The organism is Couchioplanes azureus (genome assembly GCF_014648355.1).
Taxonomy (GTDB): Bacteria; Actinomycetota; Actinomycetes; order Mycobacteriales; family Micromonosporaceae; genus Actinoplanes; species Actinoplanes azureus.
In genome coordinates, this window is sequence record NZ_BMQY01000007.1 from 19,703 (window position 1) to 40,286 (window position 20,584).

General features: G+C 71.1%; 16 protein-coding genes and 1 tRNA gene. 8 read left to right on the forward strand and 9 right to left on the reverse strand.

Features of this window, described 5'->3' with window-relative positions:
• Window positions 1-78 precede the first annotated feature (78 nt).
• The 7 genes from IEY99_RS23705 to IEY99_RS23735 all read right to left on the reverse strand — a co-directional run bounded on the left by IEY99_RS23705 (window position 79) and on the right by IEY99_RS23735 (window position 6,718).
• Complete coding sequence (locus IEY99_RS23705) at window positions 79-417, reverse strand: histone-like nucleoid-structuring protein Lsr2 (RefSeq protein WP_189206264.1); 339 nt, start codon at window positions 415-417, stop codon at window positions 79-81.
• Window positions 418-1,613: 1,196 nt separating this feature from the next.
• Window positions 1,614-2,090, reverse strand: coding sequence for a hypothetical protein (locus IEY99_RS23710; RefSeq protein WP_189206265.1), 477 nt, complete (start codon window positions 2,088-2,090; stop codon window positions 1,614-1,616).
• Window positions 2,081-2,641, reverse strand: a complete 561-nt coding sequence (locus IEY99_RS23715) for an SMI1/KNR4 family protein (RefSeq protein WP_189206266.1) — start codon at window positions 2,639-2,641, stop codon at window positions 2,081-2,083. Before IEY99_RS23715 ends, IEY99_RS23710 begins: the two co-directional genes overlap by 10 nt.
• Window positions 2,642-2,757: 116 nt before the next feature.
• Entirely contained in the window at window positions 2,758-4,137 is a 1,380-nt protein-coding gene (locus tag IEY99_RS23720) for a NucA/NucB deoxyribonuclease domain-containing protein (protein ID WP_189206267.1), read from the reverse strand.
• An 803-nt stretch (window positions 4,138-4,940) separates the two neighbouring features.
• The gene (locus IEY99_RS23725; protein ID WP_189206268.1) at window positions 4,941-6,005 is read right to left on the reverse strand and encodes a tyrosine-type recombinase/integrase; all 1,065 of its coding nucleotides are present in this window, start codon (window positions 6,003-6,005) and stop codon (window positions 4,941-4,943) included.
• Entirely contained in the window at window positions 6,002-6,352 is a 351-nt protein-coding gene (locus tag IEY99_RS23730; RefSeq protein ID WP_189206269.1) for an AbrB/MazE/SpoVT family DNA-binding domain-containing protein, read from the reverse strand. Before IEY99_RS23730 ends, IEY99_RS23725 begins: the two co-directional genes overlap by 4 nt.
• 278 nt (window positions 6,353-6,630) lie before the next feature.
• Window positions 6,631-6,718, reverse strand: a tRNA-Leu gene (locus IEY99_RS23735).
• 350 nt (window positions 6,719-7,068) lie between these two features.
• Here IEY99_RS23735 and IEY99_RS23740 point away from each other — a divergent pair.
• The 7 genes from IEY99_RS23740 (at window position 7,069) to IEY99_RS23770 (ending at window position 17,558) form a co-directional block, all read left to right on the forward strand.
• Window positions 7,069-7,800, forward strand: a complete 732-nt coding sequence (locus IEY99_RS23740; RefSeq protein WP_189206270.1) for an NUDIX hydrolase — start codon at window positions 7,069-7,071, stop codon at window positions 7,798-7,800.
• A complete protein-coding gene (locus tag IEY99_RS23745) occupies window positions 7,797-8,891 on the forward strand; it encodes a 5'-methylthioadenosine/S-adenosylhomocysteine nucleosidase family protein (protein ID WP_189206271.1) in 1,095 nt (364 codons plus the stop codon). The genes IEY99_RS23740 and IEY99_RS23745 overlap by 4 nt, the downstream gene beginning before the upstream one ends.
• Entirely contained in the window at window positions 8,888-10,879 is a 1,992-nt protein-coding gene (locus IEY99_RS23750; protein WP_189206272.1) for a hypothetical protein, read from the forward strand. The genes IEY99_RS23745 and IEY99_RS23750 overlap by 4 nt, the downstream gene beginning before the upstream one ends.
• A gap of 172 nt (window positions 10,880-11,051) precedes the next feature.
• Window positions 11,052-12,803, forward strand: a complete 1,752-nt coding sequence (gene kstD / locus IEY99_RS23755; protein ID WP_189206273.1) for a 3-oxosteroid 1-dehydrogenase — start codon at window positions 11,052-11,054, stop codon at window positions 12,801-12,803.
• A 33-nt stretch (window positions 12,804-12,836) separates the two neighbouring features.
• On the forward strand, window positions 12,837-14,474 hold the full coding sequence (locus tag IEY99_RS23760) for a GMC oxidoreductase (protein ID WP_189206274.1): 1,638 nt from the start codon (window positions 12,837-12,839) through the stop codon (window positions 14,472-14,474).
• 466 nt (window positions 14,475-14,940) lie between these two features.
• Window positions 14,941-16,908: a M4 family metallopeptidase gene (locus IEY99_RS23765; RefSeq protein ID WP_189206275.1), complete on the forward strand. Its 1,968-nt coding sequence runs from the start codon at window positions 14,941-14,943 to the stop codon at window positions 16,906-16,908.
• Window positions 16,909-16,997: 89 nt separating this feature from the next.
• Window positions 16,998-17,558, forward strand: coding sequence for a hypothetical protein (locus tag IEY99_RS23770; RefSeq protein ID WP_189206276.1), 561 nt, complete (start codon window positions 16,998-17,000; stop codon window positions 17,556-17,558).
• A 53-nt stretch (window positions 17,559-17,611) separates the two neighbouring features.
• Here IEY99_RS23770 and IEY99_RS23775 read toward each other — a convergent pair whose 3' ends face one another.
• Window positions 17,612-18,055, reverse strand: a complete 444-nt coding sequence (locus IEY99_RS23775) for a hypothetical protein (RefSeq protein ID WP_189206277.1) — start codon at window positions 18,053-18,055, stop codon at window positions 17,612-17,614.
• Window positions 18,056-18,164: 109 nt separating this feature from the next.
• Here IEY99_RS23775 and IEY99_RS23780 point away from each other — a divergent pair, with 109 nt between their 5' ends.
• Window positions 18,165-18,842, forward strand: a complete 678-nt coding sequence (locus tag IEY99_RS23780; protein WP_189206278.1) for a helix-turn-helix transcriptional regulator — start codon at window positions 18,165-18,167, stop codon at window positions 18,840-18,842.
• 139 nt (window positions 18,843-18,981) lie between these two features.
• Here IEY99_RS23780 and pdxR read toward each other — a convergent pair whose 3' ends face one another.
• Entirely contained in the window at window positions 18,982-20,529 is a 1,548-nt protein-coding gene (pdxR, locus tag IEY99_RS23785) for a MocR-like pyridoxine biosynthesis transcription factor PdxR (protein ID WP_229799225.1), read from the reverse strand.
• Window positions 20,530-20,584 lie beyond the last annotated feature (55 nt).

A 20,584-nucleotide genomic window follows, 5' to 3' on the forward strand; every position in this document is an offset into this window, starting at 1 on the left:
ATAGCGCTGGACGTAGGCGTCGAAGGCTGCACGGCGGGCGGCACCGGGCTTGAAAGCCTTGTCGCCGCCCGCGCTGGCTCAGCGCGCGTGGTACGCCTCGATCACCGATGCAGGAATGCGACCCCGCTCGGAGACCTCGTATCCGTTCTTGGCCGCCCATTCGCGGATGGCGTGGTTCTGTTCGCGATTCGACCGGCCCGGCGCCGCTGTGCGTGAAGCGATCCGCCCGGTGCCGCTGGTGCGGCCGACCCGTGATGCCACCGTGAGGTAGGGGTCGAGCGCCTTGCGCAGCTTCCCGGCGTTCTTCTCGGACAGATCGATGGTGTAGTTGACCCCGTCCAGGCTGAAATCGACGGTGCGGTCGGCTTCGCTGCCGTCCAGGTCGTCGGTCAGGAGCGTGACGATCCGCTTGGCCATGGATTCCTCTTTCCTGCGATTATCTCGGTATTGTTGAGTGAGTTTGATTTCGGCGACTATAGCCGTCGCATATGCGGCGGCATCACGTGGCTGTAGTCGTATCGAGCGTCATCACTGGCGGTGAGCTTGCAATCACCTGGCTGCGCGTCGCTGACCCTGTGAATGCGATGGCGCCTATGGCGCGCCGCGGTGCCGGCAAGGATCAGAGAGCGATCGGCAACGGTGTGCATGTTGATGCGGGCCCACACCCTGTGCAATCGGCGCAGCCGTGGGTATGCCGGATCGGCGTGCGCTGGGTTTCGAACCGACTCGCTATCCTCGGGCGATGGTGGCCTGCGCCTCGCGGCGGGCAGGCCGACGCAGGTCGCGGCGGCGCGTCGCTGGGGACACACGACGTACTGGTCGAGGGCGCCGGTGGCGCCGAGCTGAGCGGAAAACTGACGCGGACCGGCGCTACGTTGCGGCCGCCGGCGCTGAGCCCGCCTCCTCCGCTATACACCGGGCGGGGTGCGGCCTGAATCCGGCGGATCTCCCGGGTCAGCGCGGCCCGGCCGTACTGGTCCACGGGAGCGCGCGAGCACCCATCCTCGGCAGGAGCTCCGGGGGCACCGCCCTGCAGAAACCCGCAGCTTCACGCGGACCATAGGCAGAGCCAGCGGAATGGTTGCCAGGCCCGGCGCCCGCAGGTGGGGGCGCGCTGACCCCGCCGCCGACCGGCCCCGCGAGCCGGCAGGCCGGCAAGGGACGCGCCCCGGACCCGCCACCGGCTGCCGCATCATCGCCCGCTCGTCGGCTGCGTCGGTGGCCGGGCCGGGGCGCAGCGCCCTTGCCGGACCAGGGCCGGGCCGGTAGAAGGCAGGGGGCAGGCAGCGCGCCACCCACCGGGGCTGGACGCAGAACCCAGGCGACAGTCCAACCCGCGCGCAGTGCCTGTCCTGCGGTACGGGAAGGACAATCCCGGCTGCGGTTGTGCGCGACCGCAGCCCACCGCCAGCAGGACTTGGACGAGCTAGCTTCCGCCCTGCGGCGGCTGTCGGTCCTCACTCAGTGATCTCGTCGACTGCGTGACGGGCGGCGTCCGCGAAACGTGGTCGGCTCAGCTCCACCCATCGCCCATCAGTGAGGGCTTCGGCGGGCTCACTGATGGTGTGCCGATGACGTACCGTTCTGGCTGGCCGCCTGCTCTGAGCTGGGTACTATCGCGGCGCTTGGTGGTTGAGGCACTGGTGGGCTTCGGAGACGGCGTCGTCGTCGCCCGGATTGAGGGGCCAGAAGGTGGTCTCGTGGGCCTCTGGCGTCAGTGAGTAGATGTCGGGCTTTCTGACCTGCCAGAGTCCCTCCCGGGCCTTTGAGGGTTGTCGGTGCTGGTCGAGGTAGGACAGGGCGATGATCTGGCTGCCGTCGGCAGCGTTCACGGTGGCGGAGGCGAGGACCGTCATGCTGGCGTCTCCTTGGCGTGCGCCGGAGACGATGGCTTGCACGGTGGTGCTGTCCGCCTCGGGACATTGCGACCCGGCGGATGGCGGGGCGGTCTGTGGGGTCGCCGTGGTGTTGGCGCAGCCGGTCAACGCCAGCAGGACTGCACCAAGCAGTGCCCTGCCGGGGCGCGGACCCAGACGCACAGCGGCGTGCATCGTGGCGGGCGGTCGCCCGCTGGTGCGGTTCAGTTCCATGTCAGCTTGTCCGGGCCGACAGTCAGGGTTCGCTCGCGCATCGGTGTACCGGTTGTCAGGGTGGTCGCCAGCTCGTGCAGCAGGACGGCGATGCTGGGCCAGCCGAGGTTGCGGCGGGCTCCGGTGCCGTGCTGCACGGTGAACACGGATCCTTGGCCGGGTCCGGGGGAGTGGTCGACGACGAGGATGCTTCCGGCCCAGGCGGAGCCGATCGGTAGCCATTCGCGGCTCCAAAGCCAGGCGGCTTCGGAGGGGTCGCTGAAGGTGTCGGCGACGACCTGGTTGTAGGTGCGCCACTCGTCGAGGGCGTCGTCGAGGGTGAGGAAGCCGTGGTCGGGGGCCAGCCAGAACGGCTGGGGAAGGCCGGCGCTGCCGTTGTGCCACCGGTACAGCTGCTCCACTTGCGGTAGCAGCCCTATCCCGGTGAGGGCTTGGAGATGGTCGAGTTGGGCGGAGCTCGCCGGCGCGGGCAACGTGGACTGCACCGCCGGGCAGTTGGTGGCGAGCCAGGCGTCGATCTGTTCCAGGGTGCCGGTCACTGACTCCTGCATACCGCCGTCGTCCGATCTCGAGAGTGCGCCGGGAAACGTACCCGGAATTTTACGCTGGGATGGTGTCTGCCCGCGCGGGAGCGAGTCCGGCGCGGGCAGACGCTATCGATGCGGGGTCAGTCCTGGGGTGCGTCGTCGATCGTGACGAAGAAGGGGTCACCGTCGAGGATGTGGTCGTTCTGCTGCCAGGCGCCGAGCACGGCTCCGGCGCTGCGGTTGTGCCGCAGGTCGACCTGGGCGACGGCCCAGGTAGCGGCGGTGCCGATGGTGTCGTAGTTGGCGCTCTGGTAGGTGGAGGCGAACGGGTACTCGTCGCAGTCGCACTTGACTCCGTCGGCGCGGTTGGTGACGTAATCGTCGCCGAACTTGCGCTTGCATTCGTTCTGGACCTTGGTCCGGGAGGTGTTGCCGTAGTAGTTGCGGGTCAGGGGCTCGAGGAAACCGGTCACCGGCTGGGGGTAGTAGCCGCCCGGGACGTACAGGCCGACGGCGTCGTCGATGATCTGGTCAAGGTGGTGCATCGCCTTCCAGATGAACTCGACCGACTCCTTGGATTCGGGCCGGTTGTAGCTGATGTGGAAGTTGCCGAACACGCCGGTGAAGGTGCAGCCCGCGCCGGTCATGTATGCAGCGTTGTCACAGCGCACGACGGTCAGCGGGTTCGGCGGCGGGTTCGTCGGGCCTTCCGCGATGGCCTGCGGAGCGATGTTGAAGTTTGCGATCTTGTCCGCAGGGTGCGGGTCATTGGGCGCCGGCCGAGGCGTGGTGGTGCTGTAGGTGAACACGACGCTGGCCGTGGTCTTCCACTGGTCCAGAGTCTTCACGTAGCCCCATTCGGGGCTGACGGTGCACGTGCCGACGTTGGCGTAGCTGCGGCAGGGCACCTCGATCGACAGGCGGACGCTGCCGACGTAGTCGCCGACGGTCTTCCACCCGAACAGATGCGCAGTCCACGTGAAGGAACGGGCAGTGTGGGACAGGGCGCCGATGTAAGCGATCCGCACGTACGTCGACCCGGTGATCTGGCAGCCGGTCGAGGTGCACTTGCTGACCGTGGCGACGTTGTCGGTCACCTGGCACGCCGAGTAGTGATTGCGGTAGTACCAGTACGTGCCGACGGGTCGTGAGTCCCAGCCGGTCTTGCACTGCTCCAGGGTCATCCAGTCCTCGACCCCGGCCGCGCTTGCGGTGTCCTCGAGGTCGTGGGCGTAGGCGTCGTAAACCTGCGGGTTGGCGCGCTGCGCGGCGAGATCGGACTGCAGCTTCGGGTCGAGGTGGCGCATCGACGCGGGAAGGCGACCGCCGTCGGCCGCTTTCATCGGGGTGTTCTTCGCGGGGCCGGCGGCGACGTTGTCGTGGTGGGGGGCGCTGAATGTCGTGGTCCACTCGGTGGTGGTCGTGCCGGCAGGAGCGGCCAGCGATGGCTGGGCGGCGGTGGCCACCATGGCGAGACTGAGCAGAGCCGCGAAAACGGCTGTGGAGCGCGTGAGACGCACCGTGCTGAACCTCCAGGATTCGTCGTGGCGCTACAGAAAATGACCCACCTGTAGACAGGTGAATGGATCTGAGCTGATGCGATCTCTCGTGATAGGCGCCAGTACGTCCCGCAGCCGACGCGGCAGAGGTCACATTGGGCAAGGATCTTCAATGCGAGGCGAATGCGTATCCACCTTTTGTTACTTGCGCGCTCGCCTATTTCTTGTTCCCGTTTTCCGGAGGCGTCTCATTCGGTCCGGACCCTCCGCGCGTGCTCTGCAGAACTGGACGACGCCTCATTCAGGGCCTTCCGCCCGAGTGTCTGCTTCGCCCGCAGCTAGTGAAGCCGCCGCGTTAGCAACGTGCGGCGCGGTCGCGAATTCCTAGAAATTCCGTTCACCCTGATGCCCCCGTCGGCTCGGTATGTTCGGTCGCGCATCCAACCTAGGCCACCAGGTTCCATCGGTCAACCTGAATGTATGCAGCCGGTGGCGATCTCTATTCCGGCGTAGAGTGAACCTTCAGAAGCCCATTCGTCGCCGCCAACTGTGTGGTCGGTGGGACGTCCGTGCCCTCGGGCGGCACGGCCGTCGGTGCATAACCGCGCTGCACAATCAGGGCCAGCGCCGGAGTGCAGGAGTGCCGGTCACGACGGTTCGGCACTGCGAGCAGCTGACGACCGGCGCGGCAGGCCTGTCCCGCCGAGCACGCCACCGGATCGCGTCGCCATCCGCTGGCGGGAAGCAGGAGGGCCCAGGGGGCGACGTCAGGGTGTGGGCCGAAAGCGGCAACATCGTCCGGCTCCGGCCCACACGCGACCGTCTCAGCTCACAACCGCTTGGACACTTTCGTCGGCAAGTGGATGGGGCTCCCCCGTCAGCGCGGCGACCGCGGCTGCCACCTCGGTCAGGCTTGCCTTGATGTACGTGATCGTGGAGGCGGTGTCGCCGCCGCTGGCGGCGTGGCCGGCGAAGGCCCGTGCGATGGCGTAGCCGAACGTGCGCTCCACCCACGTGATCACCGTGTGCCGTAGCCAATGCGCGCTGATCCCTTGCGTCGCTACCGACGGCAGATGCTCTCCGATCCGCACCCATAAACCGTCGTAACGGCGATACGTGATCGGCTTGCCGCTGGCGTAGCGAAATAGTTGCGCGTCACTGCGCGGATTGCCGTCTCCGCGTTCGTTCCAATGCGCCACGAGGTGCCGCATCAAGGTGGGGGAGACTGGCTGCCACCGCTGCGTCTCGCCCTTCTCCCGCAGCAATACCAGGCAATGCTTTTCATCCAGGTCCCGGCGCCGCAGGCTCAAGGCACCGCCGCGCCGGCAGCCGGTCTCAGTATGAAAACGCAGCAACAACGTGTCCAACGCCGGATCGTTACCGGTCGTCGCCGCGACCTCGTTGATCTCCGCCAGTCGAGCATCCGTCAGTGCGTGCCGGGTGCTTTCCCCGCGTTTGGGCTTCGGCACCTTCGCGGCCGGGTTGTCCGCCTGGCTCAGCAGGCCGTTGTCCACCGCCCGCCGATACAGGCAGCGCATCGCCGCGACGTAGTTCTCCTCCGTGCCGGCGCCGCTGCGCCCGTTGCGGCGGATCACCCGCCCCGCGCGTAGTTGCTTGCCGAGTTGGGCGATCTCCAGCGGGGTTGGCTCGTCGAGTCGCCGTAGCCCCCACTGTTCGACCACCCGGTTCCAGTACGAGCCGTACGCCTTCAACGTGCCGGGCGTGGTCGCTGCCGCGACCTGCGGCACGAACTCGGCGAACGTCGGCACCGGCGGCCGTGACGCGACCGCCCCGGCGATCAAATCGTGCGGAGACAATCCCAGCCTGGCGAGCAGAAGCAGCGCGGCATCGACCTCAGGGCGGCTACCGCCGGCGACTTCGGTACTCATGCGTCACCGCCGAACGCCTCAGCATGGGCACGGCCGATCGTGGCGTCGAGTGCTGCCGAGGGATGGATAACCAAGCGAGCCGTGGCCGTGTCGGCGACCAGCAACACCCGCGAGCCTTGCGTCAGGCCACACCAGCGCCGCGTCGCCACCGGCACCTGCAGTCGACCCTTGCGGTCGATCTGCGACTCGCCCTCAGCGCCGGCGGTGACCACCACCAAGCGCGCCTGTACCCGCACGGCAAGGCGAGTAGCTGGGTCCCATGGCAGGGCGTGGAGCACGCTGTGCACGCTGACTCGGCCGCGGGCTTCGACCACCACCATGGCGTACACCGACGAGTGCTCACGCACCGCCGCAAGGCGAGCGAGCGCAACCTTGCGCAAACCCGGCCCAGCGGCCGGATGTGAACGCGCAGGCCCCGACCGGGCGGGCAGAACCAGGGGAGTGACAACACCGGCGGTCACGTCAACCACCCCACGCGGGGAGGCAGCGAAGACCGCGACAAGGAAGATAGGAGATAGGGCTCGGGTTCGCTGCCGTACGCGGCTGACTCCAAGAGATCAGTCGCTCTGGCGGCGTGAGCCGCGTGTTCAAGTACCGTGTGAAACGTGGTACCCGTACCACCGTTTGGTGTCCGAGGGGGGACTTGAACCCCCACGCCCGATAAAGGGCACTAGCACCTCAAGCTAGCGCGTCTGCCATTCCGCCACCCGGACCTGCTCGCACAGCCTAACCGGGCCGATCTGCGGTTGGCATCCGCATTCGGTGTGCCCCGGTGGGCCGCACAGGAGAGAACTTTACACGCCCCTCCGAGCCCCGTGCATCCGCCCCTCCGTGTCGCGCCGCCGCTCCGTGATCCGAGCCTGACCTGTAGTTCCGCCGCACACCGGCTTCGAGTGCAGGATGCATCACCGCACGGGCACTCGTCGCCTGCGCTGCCCGGACGGCGGGCACCGCGGGGAACGAGGGCAGCCTCGGAAGCCGTCGGGCGTGACTCCGGCGGCTGATGGAAGCCGACAGCTACCAGGCCTTGTTGTGAGAGTGACAATAAGCCTACGGTGCATCCATGTACGCCGATCCCTGGGAGCCGCCCCAGGTCCTCGTAGCAGTGGATCTCGTGGTCTTCACCGTCCGCGGGTCCCACCTCCACGTCGTGCTGATCGAGCGGGGGATCGAACCGCACCGTGGCGCCCTCGCGCTGCCCGGTGGCTTCCTCCGGGACGACGCCGAGGATCTGCTGGCGGCCGCCTACCGGGAGCTGGCCGAGGAGGCCGGCCTGACGGCCCGGCACGTGCACCTCGAGCAGCTGGGCGTGTACGGAACCCCGGGCCGTGACTCCCGCGGCCGGGTCGTCTCCGTGGCGTACCTGGCGATCGCGCCCCGCCTGCCCGAGCCGGTCGCGGACACCGACGCGGCGGCGGCCGGCTGGGTTCCCGCCGAGTATGCGCTGTCGCCTGCGGCGCGGCTCGCCTTCGACCATCGGGAGATCCTCGCCGACGGGGTCGAGCGCGTCCGTTCCAAGCTCGAGCATTCCACGCTGGCGACCGCGTTCGTCGGGCCGACCTTCACGGTCTCCGAGTTGCAGAGCGTCTACGAGGCGGTGTGGGGCGTCCGCCTCGATCCCCGGAACTTCTACCGCAAGGTCCAGGGTGCCGACGGTTTCATCGTCCCCGCCGGCCCGGCGCGCCGGGCCACCAACGGACGTCCCGCCCGGCTCTTCCGTGCCGGCCCGAGCGCGACGATCCGTCCCCCGTTGACGCGACCGACCGGTCCCGCGGATCAGGAGGCACACGCATGAGCGACCTCGTCGTCATTCTCACGGCCATGAATCTGGAGTACGAGGCGGTCCGGGACCGGATGACCAGTCCGCGGACCCACCGGCATCCGGCGGGCACCCTCTTCGAGGTCGGCCGCCTCGGTACGGGCGGATGCCGGATTGCCCTGGGGCTGGTCGGCAAGGGCAATCATCCGGCGGCGGTGCTCGCCGAGCGTGCCATGGCCGAGTTCTCGCCCGCCGCCGTCCTCTTCGTCGGGGTGGCGGGGGCGCTGTGGCCCAGTGTCGAGCTGGGCGACGTGGTGGTGGCCTCGCAGGTCTACGCCTACCACGGCGGTACGAGCGAGGACGACGGCCTCAAGTCGCGCCCTCGGGGGTGGGAGACGTCGCATGCCGCCGCCCAGGTCGCGCAGCGCGTCATCCGTGCGGGTGGCTGGGCCGACGGTCTGCCGGGCGGGGTGCGTCCGCGGGTGCATTTCGGGCCGATCGCGGCCGGGGAGATCGTGCAGGACTCCGCGGTCTCCGAGCAGGCGCGGTGGATCCGGCAGCATTACAACGACGCGCTCGCGGTCGAGATGGAGGCCGCGGGCGTAGCGCAGGCCGGACATCTCCACGGCGCGCTGCCGGTGGTCGTGGTGCGGGGGATCAGCGACCGCGCCGACGGTGAGAAGGCGGCACGGGACGGCGAGAACTGGCAGCCGCGGGCCGTCGCGCACGCGGCGGCGTTCGCCGCCGCGCTGGCGGCCGAGCTCGTCACGGACAGCGGCCCGGACCGGCCGGCCGCCTCCCGGAAGGACGACCCGGCGACGACCACGTCCATGACGAACATCGCCACCGGCAACGCGCGGGTCGGGAACCAGGGCACCAACCACGGCGACATCACGTTCGGGCGCGAGACCGCCGGGCTTGCGGACCTGCCCGGCCTGCTCGGGCGGGCGCATCCTGCCGGGCACATCGGCAAGGAGACCTGCACGGCCGCCGAGGCCGGCTGTCTCCCCCGGGGCGGAGCCGGACTCGTGCTGGCGTTGAAGCGGCTGCGGGGTCTGGTGTCCGAGGTGGCCGATCTCGGCGCTCGAGCCACCGGGACGATCACCGCCGCCCGGGGCTTGTCGTGACGACCACGACGAACGTCGCGCAGGACCACGCCACCGTCGGCGCGCAGGGCGACGTCCACGGCGACGTCTACTTCTACCAGGTGGCGGCGGACGCGTCGCCCGAGACCCAGTTCGCCGTCGGCGTACGGTATCTGGACGCCCGGATGCCCGGCGAGGCCCGGGAGCTCATCGAGCTGGCCGTCGCCCGCGGCTACGAGACCGACGAGGTGCGCTTCCATCGCCTGCTCGCCCGGTTGAGCGGACGCACGCTGCGGGAGCTGAGCCCGGAGGAGGACATCGCGGCGCTCACGGCGATCTGCGGGGACATGCCACCGCTCGGCCGCGGCGACGAGTGGACGGCGGGGCTCAAGGCGGTGCTGCGCCTGATGGGCTCGATCGGTACGACCGACACCGAACTGGCGGTCAAGCAGCTCGACGACCTTCACCCGGTGCCGCGCGGCAAGGTTCTCGACCACCTGGGCTCGCTGATCGAGGGACCCCTGGTCGACCAGCTGTGGCAGCGCTCGATCGCCCAGGCCCGGGCGAACCAGCTGGCCGGGGACCGGATGGACCGGATCTGGATGTTCTTCGAGCCGGATCCGGCGGGTGCGCGCGCCCGGGAGGTGACGCCGGATGCGACCCGCGTACGGGATCGCGTGCTCGCGGTCCTCGGCACCGCCGTCCTTCTGTACGCGATGGGCGTGCTCGGCCGCCTGCTCCTGCAGCAGGGCGACCTCGCCGCGCGGGCCGCCTTCGTGGTCGCCGTGGCCGCTGGCGCCGTCGCCATGGCCAATGCCGTGCCCTGGCACTTCGCGCGGGCCCGGCTGCGGGCCGGGGACGCGGTGTTCGCGCCGCCTCGGCCGCGCGGCCGCGAGGCACCCGGGCGCGGCTTCGCCCGCGCGGTCGACCGGCTGTTCGACCACTACTTCGCGCGGTACGTGCCGTACGGCACCGACCGGGACACCTGGCTGGAGCAGACCGCCGGCATCAGGCGGCACCTGCGCGACGAACTCGTCGAGATCTACCGCGAGCAGTCCGTCACGGCCCGGCAGATCGCCTGGCTGGTGCGCCATCTCGTGGGCGACGTCCGCAGCCGCTGGGAGAACGACACCCTGACGGCATACCGGGCGCAGTTGCGCACTCCTCTGCGGGTCCGGGCGGCATGTCTCGCCGGGACCGCCGTGGCCGTGGTCGCGGTCATCGGCTGGGTGGTGCCCGCGGCCGCGGGGGCCGCGCCCCTGGCGGGAACGGGCTCGGCCCTGCTCGCCGCCGTCTCCGCGGTCGTCGCGGTCCGGACGTGGCTGCGCATCGGCACCGAGCGCCGGCGGGTGGCGGCCGACGAGGCGGAACGGGCGGCGAAGCTCCGGTCGCGGCAGGAAGCCCACCGCAGATGGAAGGCGAAGCTGTCCCGCCGGCCCACCGACGCGGAGATGGCCGCCTGGCTCGAGTGCGACCGCAAGCTTCTCGTCGACCGGATGCTCGCGCTGTACCGCCTCCGGCCGAGCCAGATCATCGCGCACACCTTCATCGAGGCGCCCGGCAGGCCGCGTGAGCGGGCCCGCATGATCCGTGGCCCGTGGCGCTACACGAACTACCGGCTGCTGCTGTTCCTGCTCACCGACTCCGGCGTCCGTCATGCCAGCGTGGATCTCGACTTCCGGGCGGCGCAGTCGCGTCCGACGGCGCGGATGAGTTTCCGTTTCGACGCCGTCGCCGCCGCGCACGTGCAGGGGCTCGCCGCGCGGCAGCGGCAGACGTTCGAGCTGACGCTGGTCAGCGGCGAGCACATCGAGGTCGAGGTCACCGAGCCGCCGACGACCGACATCCGGGCCGGTGAGGACGTGACGACCCTGTCCCGGGTCGCCGTGGACGCCTCCGGTCTGACCCACACCCTCAACGTGCTGGAGGGGATCGCCGCGGAAGGCAAGGAGTGGGCCAGGCACCAGCGTGCGCGTACCGAGGAACGGCTCACGGACCTCGCCGCGACGGTCAAGGGATTGATCGACTGACCCCGGCGGCGGGCGCGGGGTAGCGCGGCCCCGTCCGCCGATGTGTATCACGTTCTTATTAGAGATTTCAATTGACAACAGTATGTTCGATGCCAATAGTAGAACGCGTTACAGCTGTCTGAGGCATCGAGGCACGCGCGTCGTTCTGCTCCCTGCTCTCCTAGGAGCTCCGATGTCACCATCTCTCAGCCGCCGTCAGGTTCTCGCGGGCGCCGCCGCCGTCGGCAGCGGTCTGGCCGCCGGTCCGGCCCTGCTCGGGCGTGCCGCGCAGGCCGCTGCGCAGTTCGACGCCGTGGTCGTCGGGTGCGGTGCCGCCGGGATGACCGCGGCGCTGCGGCTGGCCAGGCGCGGTCTCAGCGTCGTCGTGGTGGAGAAGGCGCCGACGTTCGGCGGGTCCGCGGCCCGGTCGGGTGCCGGCATCTGGATCCCGAACAACGAGGTCATCCTCGCCGCCGGGGTCCCGGACACGCCGGCGAAAGCCGCGACCTACCTCGCCGCGGTGGTCGACGGGGACGTGCCGACCGCCAAGCAGCAGGCGTTCCTGGACAACGGGCCGGCCATGATCTCGTTCGTCATGGCGAACAGCCCGCTGCGGTTCCGGTTCATGGAGGGCTATCCGGACTACTATCCCGAGCTCGCCGGCGGCATGCCGCAGGGCCGCTCGATCGAGCCGGACCTGTTCGACGGCAAGCTGCTCGGCGCCGAGCTGAGCCGGCTCAACCCGGCCTACATGCCGACGCCGCCCGGCGCCTCGGTGTTCAGCGCCGACTACAAATGGCTCGTACTCGCTCTGGTCAATGCCCGGGGGTTCGCCGTCGCGGCCGAATGTGCCGCGCGGTATGCGGGGGCCGTGCTGCACGGGCAGACTCCGCTCACGATGGGACAGGCGCTGGCGGCCGGGCTGCGGGCCGGGCTGCTGGGGGCGGGCGTGCCGGTCTGGCTGAACACCCCCTTCCAGGACCTGCGGTTCGACGCGAGCGGCCGGGTCACCGGGGTCGTCGTCACGCGTGACGGGTCGTCGACCGTGATCGGCGCCAACCGGGGCGTGATCGTGGCCGCCGGCGGGTTCGAGCACAACCTCGCCATGCGGCTGGCGTACCAGCGGCAGCCGATCGGCACCGAGTGGACCGTCGGCGCGAAGGAGAACACCGGCGACGGCATCCAGGCCGGCCTGCGCGCGGGTGCCGCCACCGACTTCCTCGACGACTCCTGGTGGGGGCCGGCCGTCCCGACGCCCGAGGAGCCGTACTTCTGCCTGGCCGAGCGGACCCTGCCCGGCAGCCTCATGGTCAACAGTGCGGGGGTGCGGTTCGTCAACGAGGCGGCGCCCTACAGCGACGTCGTGCACGTCATGTACGACAAGAACGGCATCACGCCGGACATCCCGGCCTGGTTGATCTTCGACCAGAACTACCGCAACCGCTATCTCTTCAGCGACATCCCGCCGGCTTTCCCGTTCCCGGATTCCTGGTACGAGGCCGGCGCCGTCCACCGCTCCTCGACGCTCGGCGGGCTGGCCGGGAAGATCGGCGTCCCCGCAGGTGCCCTGTCCGCCACCGTCTCGCGGTTCAACGGGTTCGCGCGCAGCGGACGGGATGCCGACTTCCACCGCGGCGACAGCGCCTACGACCACTACTACACGGACCCCGCGGTCCGTCCGAACTCCTGCCTGGCGCCGCTGTGGCTGCCGCCGTACTACGCCTGCAAGATCGTCCCGGGTGATCTCGGGACCAAGGGCGGGCTGCGGACCGACGCCCGGGCCCGGGTGCTGCACGCCGGCGGGCCGGTCATCCCCGGGCTGTACGCCGCCGGCAACTCCAGCGCCGCGGTCATGGGGCACAGCTATGCCGGTGCGGGTTCCACCATCGGCCCGGCGATGACCTTCGGCTACATCGCCGCCAACGACATCGCCGACGGCACCTGAGGCTGCCCGCCGGCGACGTGGGAAGGAACCACGATGTACCACCATCCCGCGCCCCGGTCCCGGGTGATCTCCCGTCGCGCCCTGCTCCAGGGCGGCGTGGCGGCGGCCGTACTCGGCGCGGCCGGGGGAGGGTCCCTCGCCCGTGCCGCGGCGGCCGGCGCCACGCTCGCCGACGGCGACCACGTCAGCGCCCTCGTCATCGGCAGCGGCTACGGCGGCGCGGTCACCGCGCTGCGCCTGACCCAGGCCGGCATCGCCACCAGCGTCGTCGAGATGGGGATGGCCTGGAACACCCCCGGCCCCGACGGCAAGATCTTCTGCAACATGCTCCGCCCGGACCAGCGGTCGTACTGGCTGCGGACCTCGACCGACCAGCCCCTCGGCTACTTCCTCGGCATCCCGGCCAACAAGCCGATCGGCAGGTACACCGGCGTGCTGGACTCCGAGCGCTTCTCGGGCATCCGCGTCTACCAGGGACGCGGTGTCGGCGGCGGCTCGCTGGTCAACGGGGGCATGGCGGTGCAGCCGCTGCGCAGCTACTTCGAGGAAGTGCTGCCCTCGGTCGACCCCAGGGCCATGTACGACACGTACTTCCCGCGGGCCAACGCCGCGCTCGGCGTCAACCACATCGACCCGGCCTGGTTCGAGGCGGCGGAGTGCTACCGGTACGCGCGGCTCAGCCGCAACCAGGCCCACGCGTCCGGGTACCGCACCACCTTCGTCCCCAACGTGTACGACTTCACGTACATGGCGCGGGAACAGGCGAACACCGTGCCGCGCTCGGCCCTGGCCAGCGAGGTGATCTACGGCAACAACTACGGCAAACGTACGCTGGACAAGACCTACCTGGCGGCCGCGGCGGCGACCGGCCGGCTCTCCGTCACCGCCCAGCACGTCGTCACGGCCGTCACGCCCGCCCCGGCCGGCGGCTACGCCGTCACGATGACCCAGATCGGCACCGGCGGCGAGCCGGTGGCCGGCAAGACCGTCCGCGCGGACCGGGTCTTCTTCGCCGCCGGAAGCATCGGCACCAGCAAGCTCCTGGTCGCGATGAAGGCGGCCGGCGCCCTGTCCGGCCTGCCGGACGCGGTGGGGCAGGGCTGGGGCAACAACGGCAACGTCATGGTCGCCCGGGCCAACCACGTGTGGGACACGACCGGCGCGCTGCAGGCCGGCATGCCCGCCATGGGCATCGACAACTGGTCCGACGCCCGGGGCCCGGTCTTCGCGGAGATCGCGCCGTTCCCCACCGGCGTCGAGTTGTGGGTCAGCCTCTACCTGGCCATCACCCGCAATCCCGAGCGCGCGCGCTTCGTCTTCGACAGCGGCACCGGAACGGTCGGCCTGACCTGGCGGACGGCGCAGAACCAGCCCGCCGTCGACGCGGCGAAACGCGTCTTCGACGCCATCAACGCGGAGCAGTTCACGGTCTACCGCCGCGATCTGTTCGGCCCCGGGAAGATCTGGGGAGACGACTTCACCTATCACCCGCTCGGCGGCTGCATTCTCAACCAGGCGACCGACAACTACGGCCGGCTGCCCGGCTTCCCCGGTCTGTACGTCATGGACGGCTCGCTGATCCCGGGCAACATCGGCGTCAATCCGTTCGTCACCATCACCGCCCTCGCCGAGCGCAACATCGAAAAGATCATCACGACCGACCTTTCCTGAGGGTACGGGCGACGCCCGGCGCTTGGCTGCAGCGCGGGTGGGGCAGTGCGGTCGCGGACCCGGGAGACGTCGGCATCCCGGGTGGCGAAGAGGGGCCGGGCATCCACGGGGGAAGATGCCCGGCCCCTCCACGATGGAAGCACACCCATCGCCTGCTCCGCTACCCGGCGGTGGGTCCTCGATGTGGACGCCACCCGCGCGGGCGCCGGAAACACTGTTACGGCGGTGGCACTAATTGTCGATGCACGGCGTCGGTCGAATAACGCTTGCCGAAAGCCCGGCGTAAATATCGGAATCCCCGCCTCATCGATGGTTAAAGATTGCTTAAGCGCATTGACCCTGATCGTTCACGACCCGAAGACTTGCCCTCGCTCGGCAGACGAGCGCATTCCTCTCACTTCGCGACGGCGGGACGGACGGGCACGCCCGGCCATCGGCGCCGCGAGCATTCGCGCAAGGAGCACCGTTGAAGCACAAAGTCGCGGTAGCGACCGGCATAGCGGCCGTCACCGTTGCGGGATCCATCGCCCTCACCATGCCGCAGGGCAATGCGGCCACCACCTCGGCACGTCCGGCCGGGGCCCTCGCGGCCGACCCGGTTCCGACCGCCGTCGCCACCTCCCGGGCGACGTCGTCGGCGTCGGCACTGGTGGCCGGCAAGCCCAAGCTCTTCTTCAAGAGCGAACACGACAAGCTGGTCAAGCGGCAGGTCGTGAGCCAGAACGGCCTGCAGTACGTGGCGTACGAGCGCACCTACCGGGGCCTTCCGGTGCAGGGCGGCGACGCGGTCGTGGTCACCGACTCCTCCGGGGCGGTGCTCGGCAACTACGTGGCCCAGGACCAGGCACTGTCGACCGGCACGAAGGCCAGGATCTCGGCGGGCACCGCCGCGAAGGTGGCCCGCAAGCAGCTGGCCACCGTCACGTCGACGGGCAAGCCCACGCTGACCGTGGTGGCGCAGGGCTCGGGCGTGCTCGCGTACGAGGTGGTGGTCGCCGGCACCAAGCGCACCAAGCAGGGAACGGCGCCCAGCAACCTGCACGTGTTCGTGGACGCCGGCACCGGCAAGGTGCTGACGGATTTGACCCGCGACGACGTGCTCGACGCCACGGGCCGGGGCGCCTACTACGGCAACGTCACCCTCGACACGCAGGGCTCGGGCGGCCGCTTCACGATGAGCGACCCCCAGCGCCCCGGCCTGCAGTGCGGCGGGCAGAACGGCGCCGCGTTCACCAGTACGACCGACAGCTGGGGCAACGGCAACGCCACCGACCTGGTCACCGGCTGCGTGGACGCGATGTACGTGGTCGCCAGGCAATGGGACATGCTCCGCGACTGGCTGGGCCGCGACGGCATCGACGGCAACGGCCGTGCCTTCCCGATCCGGCAGGGCCTCGACGACGTCAACGCCTTCTGGAACGGCTCGCGCGTCGAGATCGGCAGGTCCTCCGACAACCGGCGGCTGCTCAACACCATCGATGTGGTGGCGCACGAGTTCGGCCACGCGATCAACCAGTTCACGCCCGGCGGCTCCAGCGGCGGCAACGAGGCCGGCGGCCTGAACGAGTCCACCGGTGACATCTTCGGCGCGCTGACCGAGTTCTACGCCCGCAACCCCAACGACGCGGCCGACTACACCGTCGGTGAGCTGGCCAACCTGGCCGGCGACGGGCCGATCCGCAACATGGCCGACCCGTCGAAGGTCGGCGACCCGAACTGCTTCTCCAGCAGCATCCCCAGCACGGAGGTGCACGCCGCCGCCGGCCCGCAGAACCACTGGTTCTACCTGCTCGCCGAGGGCTCCCGGCCGGCCAACGGCCAGCCGTTGAGCCCGACCTGCGACAACAGCACCGTGTCGGGCATCGGCATCGAGAAGGCCGGCAAGATCTACATGGCCACGCTGATGCGCAAGACCAGCGGCTGGACCCACGCCAAGGCCCGCGCCGCCTCGGTCGCCGCCGCCGCCCAGCTCTTCGGCGACGGCACCGAGTGCGCCACCGTCAAGGCCGCGTGGAACGCCGTCAGCGTGCCGGCCGGCGCCGGCGAGCCCTCCTGCACCGGAGGCGGCGGGCCGGCGCCCACCGCCACGCCGAGCACGCCCCCGACCCAGTCGCCCGCGGGTGCCTGCCAGGCCGGGTACTCCTCGCACGACAGCGGCGCCATCGACACCGGCGAGACGGCCGTCACCGGCACGTTCACCGCCGGCGCCGGACGCCACAGCGCCTGCCTGTCCGGGCCCGCCACGGCCGACTTCGACCTGTACCTGGACAAGAGCGTCGGCGGCCGGTGGACCACGGTGGCCCGCTCGACCGGCGAGACGTCCCGCGAGACCATCGCCTACACCGGCACGACGGGTACGTACCGCTACCGGATCGTGTCCTACGCCGGCTCGGGGGACGCGGTCCTCGGCTGGAACGCTCCCGCCGGCGGCTGATCCCGGATCCACCATCGACGGTGGCCGGGGTGTGCAGGCCGCGCCCCGGCCACCGTCGATGGTGGCCGACCACGACGATGATGGGAACCATGGTGCTCAAGTCGCGAACATCCGTAGTCCTGACCGCCCTGCTCCTGGTCGGCATCGCCGGGTGCACGCAGAACGGCACGGCTTCCGCTCCGGGGGCCTCGACCTCCGCCGCGTCGGCGCCCGCCGCCTCCGCGTCCGCCGTGCCGGCAAGCGCCTCCGCCGCGCCGGAATCCACCTCCGCCGGAGCGACGCCGTCGTCCGCGAGCCCGGCGGCGCCCGGTGCGCAGGCGCTCTTCCCGCTCGCGATCCACCGGCGGGGTGGCTTCGCGGGCGTGGACGACCGCGCCTCCGTCGCGGCCGACGGATCGGTGGTCGTGACCCGCCGTGGGAAGGGAACCGTACGGACCTCGTTGCCGGCCGGCACCATGGCGGAGCTCCGCCGCCTCCTGACGGCTCCGGACCTGCGCGCGGCGCCCTCGAACGCGCCGGTCTGCAACGACGGTTACGAGTACGCGTTCACGAGCCCGTCCTCGACCGCGGTGGGGTACGACTGCAACGTGCCGCAGGGGGCGTCGCTCGACAAGCTGCTGACCATCGCAGGGCAGTTGTTCGACAGCTGATTAGCTGCACGCCCGCGGGCGGGCCGGCCGGCGGCGGGGGCGCCGGCCGGCAGTCACCGGTCGGTGCGCTCGTGCGTGCGGGTGGCCGCCGCCAGGCGGGCCAGGGCGAGCGCGCCGATCAGGAGGCCGAAGTCGCGCAGGGCCACGTCGTAGTGATCGCCCAGGACGAGCAGGTTGACGATGATGCCGCCGAGCCACGCGGCGACCAGGTAGCCGCCGAAGCGGGGGAGCGCGGCGACGACCAGGCCGGCCACGATCTCGATCACGCCCACGGCGAGCATGGCCTGGTGCGCGGTGCCCGGGATCAGCCGGTCGAACGCCGGCGCGAGGTAGCCGTCCCAGCCGGTGAGGACCTGGGCGAACTTGTCCAGGCCGAAGAGGATCGGCGCGGCGGTGAACCCGGCGCGCAGGAGCCAGAAGGCCTGGGCCACCGGATCGCTGCGCACCGCTGCGGCGGTGGAGACGCTCAGGGATCTGCGGGCGGCGATGCTGGTCATGATGAAACCTCCTCTAAAGGAAACGTATTTTGACGTTAGAACGCCGGCCGGTCTTTCGTCAACGGGGTCGTCCGTTAGAGTGGGGGAGGGAACCTGAAGAGGAGCGCTGATGAGCGACGATCTCGCGGCCGACATCACCAGCGTCGCGGCGCTGAGCGAGCCGGTGCGCCGCGGCCTCTACCGGTACGTCGTCTCCCAGGACGAGCCGGTCAGCCGGGAGAGCGCCGCCGCGGCGACCGGGGTGGCGCACCACGTCGCCAAGTTCAACCTCGACCGGCTCGTCACCGACGGGCTCCTCGAGGTCGAGTACCGGCGCCCACCCGGCCGCAGCGGCCCGGGCGCGGGCCGCCCCACCAAGCTCTACCGCCGCGCCGCCCGCGACATCTCCGTGACCCTGCCCGAACGCCACTACGACCTCGCCGGCCGGATCCTCGCCGAGGCCGTCACCATCGCCGGGCGCGACGGCGTACCCATGGGCGAAGCCCTGCAGACGGCCGCCCGCGAGGCCGGGCGGCACCTCGGCGAGGAGGCCGGGTCCCCGTCCGGCACGCCGCAGTCGATCTGCGGCATCCTCGGGGCGACCGGTTACGAGCCCCGCACCACCGACGGCGAGGTGGTCCTCGCCAACTGCCCGTTCCACGACCTCGCGCAGCGCTACACCGCCCTGGTCTGCGGCATGAACCTGCACCTCATCGACGGACTCCTCGACGCCCTGGACGCCGAAGACCTGCGCGCGCGCCTCGACCCCGGCCCGGACCGCTGCTGCGTCACCATCGGCCGGGACTGAGCCCGGCGACCCGGACGCGCGCCGGCCCTCGAGCCATTCAACCTATCCTCCTAGGATGGCCTAGCGTTGGTGGCGCCCGGCACTTCATGTGGCAGGAGGTAGAGCCTCGCTCGCGGCGAGCTTGGTGGCGCCCGGCACTTCATGTGGCAGGACGCAGGGTCTCGCTCGCGGCGAGGAGGCGGACTGCCTCCGTCAGCTCGTCCGGGGTGTGCGGCGCATAGCCGAGCACGAGGCCGGGCGGGCCACCGGGCCGCGAGCGCAGTGTGGACAGAGCGACCGGGCCGAGCCCGAGCGTGCGTGCCGCCGCCGCGAGCGCCTGGTCGTCGACCGTCGCCGGCAGCTCCACGACCAGGTGCAGGCCCGCCGCGATGCCGGTGATCCGGGCGTACGGGAGGTGGCGGCGCACCGCGGCCACCAGCGCGTCGCGGCGCTGCCGGTGGATGCGCCGGGCGCGCCGCAGGTGCCGGTCGTATCCGCCGCCGGCGAGGAACTCCGCGAACGCGAGCTGCTGGAGGGCGGGCCCGCCGTTGTCGGCGTCGGCCTTGACCGCGTGCAGCCGGTCCCGCCACGCCGGGGGCGCCACCAGCCAGCCGAGGCGCAGTCCCGGTGCGAGCACCTTGCTGACCGAGCCGACCAGCACCACCCGCTCCGGCGCGAGGCTCTGCAGGCAGCCGACCGGATCGCGGTCGTAGCGGTATTCGGCGTCGTAGTCGTCCTCGACCACCAGCGCGCCGGCGCGTCCGGCCCAGGCGAGCAACTCGGCGCGCCGCCGGGGTGCGAGTACGACGCCGGTCGGGAACTGGTGCGCCGGGGTCAGCAGCACGGCGCGTACCCCGGTACGGTCGAGCGCCGCCACATCCAGCCCGGAGGCGTCGACCGCCACCGCGACCGGCTCCATGCCCAGCCGCCTCAGGTGCTCGCGCAACGCGGCCGGGCCGGGGTCCTCGCACGCGATCCGCCGGATGCCCTCGGCCAGCAGCACCCTCGACAGCAGCGCCAGGCCCTGGGTGACGCCGGCGGTGACGATCAGCCCGTCGGCGCTCACCAGCGCGGCGCGGACCCGGCCGAGATATCCGGCGAGTTCCGCGCGCAGCCGGGGCAACCCGATCGGGTCGCCGTAGTCGAGGTCGGCGTCGGGCGCGGTGGCCAGGGCCCGCTCGTACGCGCGGCGCCAGGCGGTGCGCGGGAAGAGGCCGAGGTCCGGCACGCCGGGCCGCAACGGCGCCACCGACCCGGCCGCCACGGACCCGGCAGGCGTGGCGGCGCCTGGCCCGGTGGCGCCCGGCCCGGTGGCGCCCGGCCCCGTGGCGGCTCGCCCGGTGGCGGCTCGCCCGGTGGCGGCTCGCCCGGTGGCGGCTCGCCCGGTGGCGGCTCGCCCGGTGGCGGCTCGCCCGGTGGCGGCTCGCCCGGTGGCGGTCGGCGGGCCCGGGGGTGCGGGCGCGGGCCGGCCTGCCACGGTCGTTCCGGAACCGCGCCGGGTGACCAGGCGGCCCTCGGCGACCAGCTGCTCGTAGGCGCCGACCACCACCCCGCGCGACACGCCGAGGTCGGCGGCGAGGTCGCGAGTGGACGGCAGCCGGGTGCCGGGCGCCAGGCGGCCCTGGCCGATCGCCTTCCGCAGCGCACCGACGACCTGGTCGCCGACGCGGTTGCGGGTGCGGTCCAGCTCGACCAGCGCCTCCCACACCGACAATTGGTCCTCCCATTGGAGCCCGGATTGGCACTGTAGCGTGGACCACCGC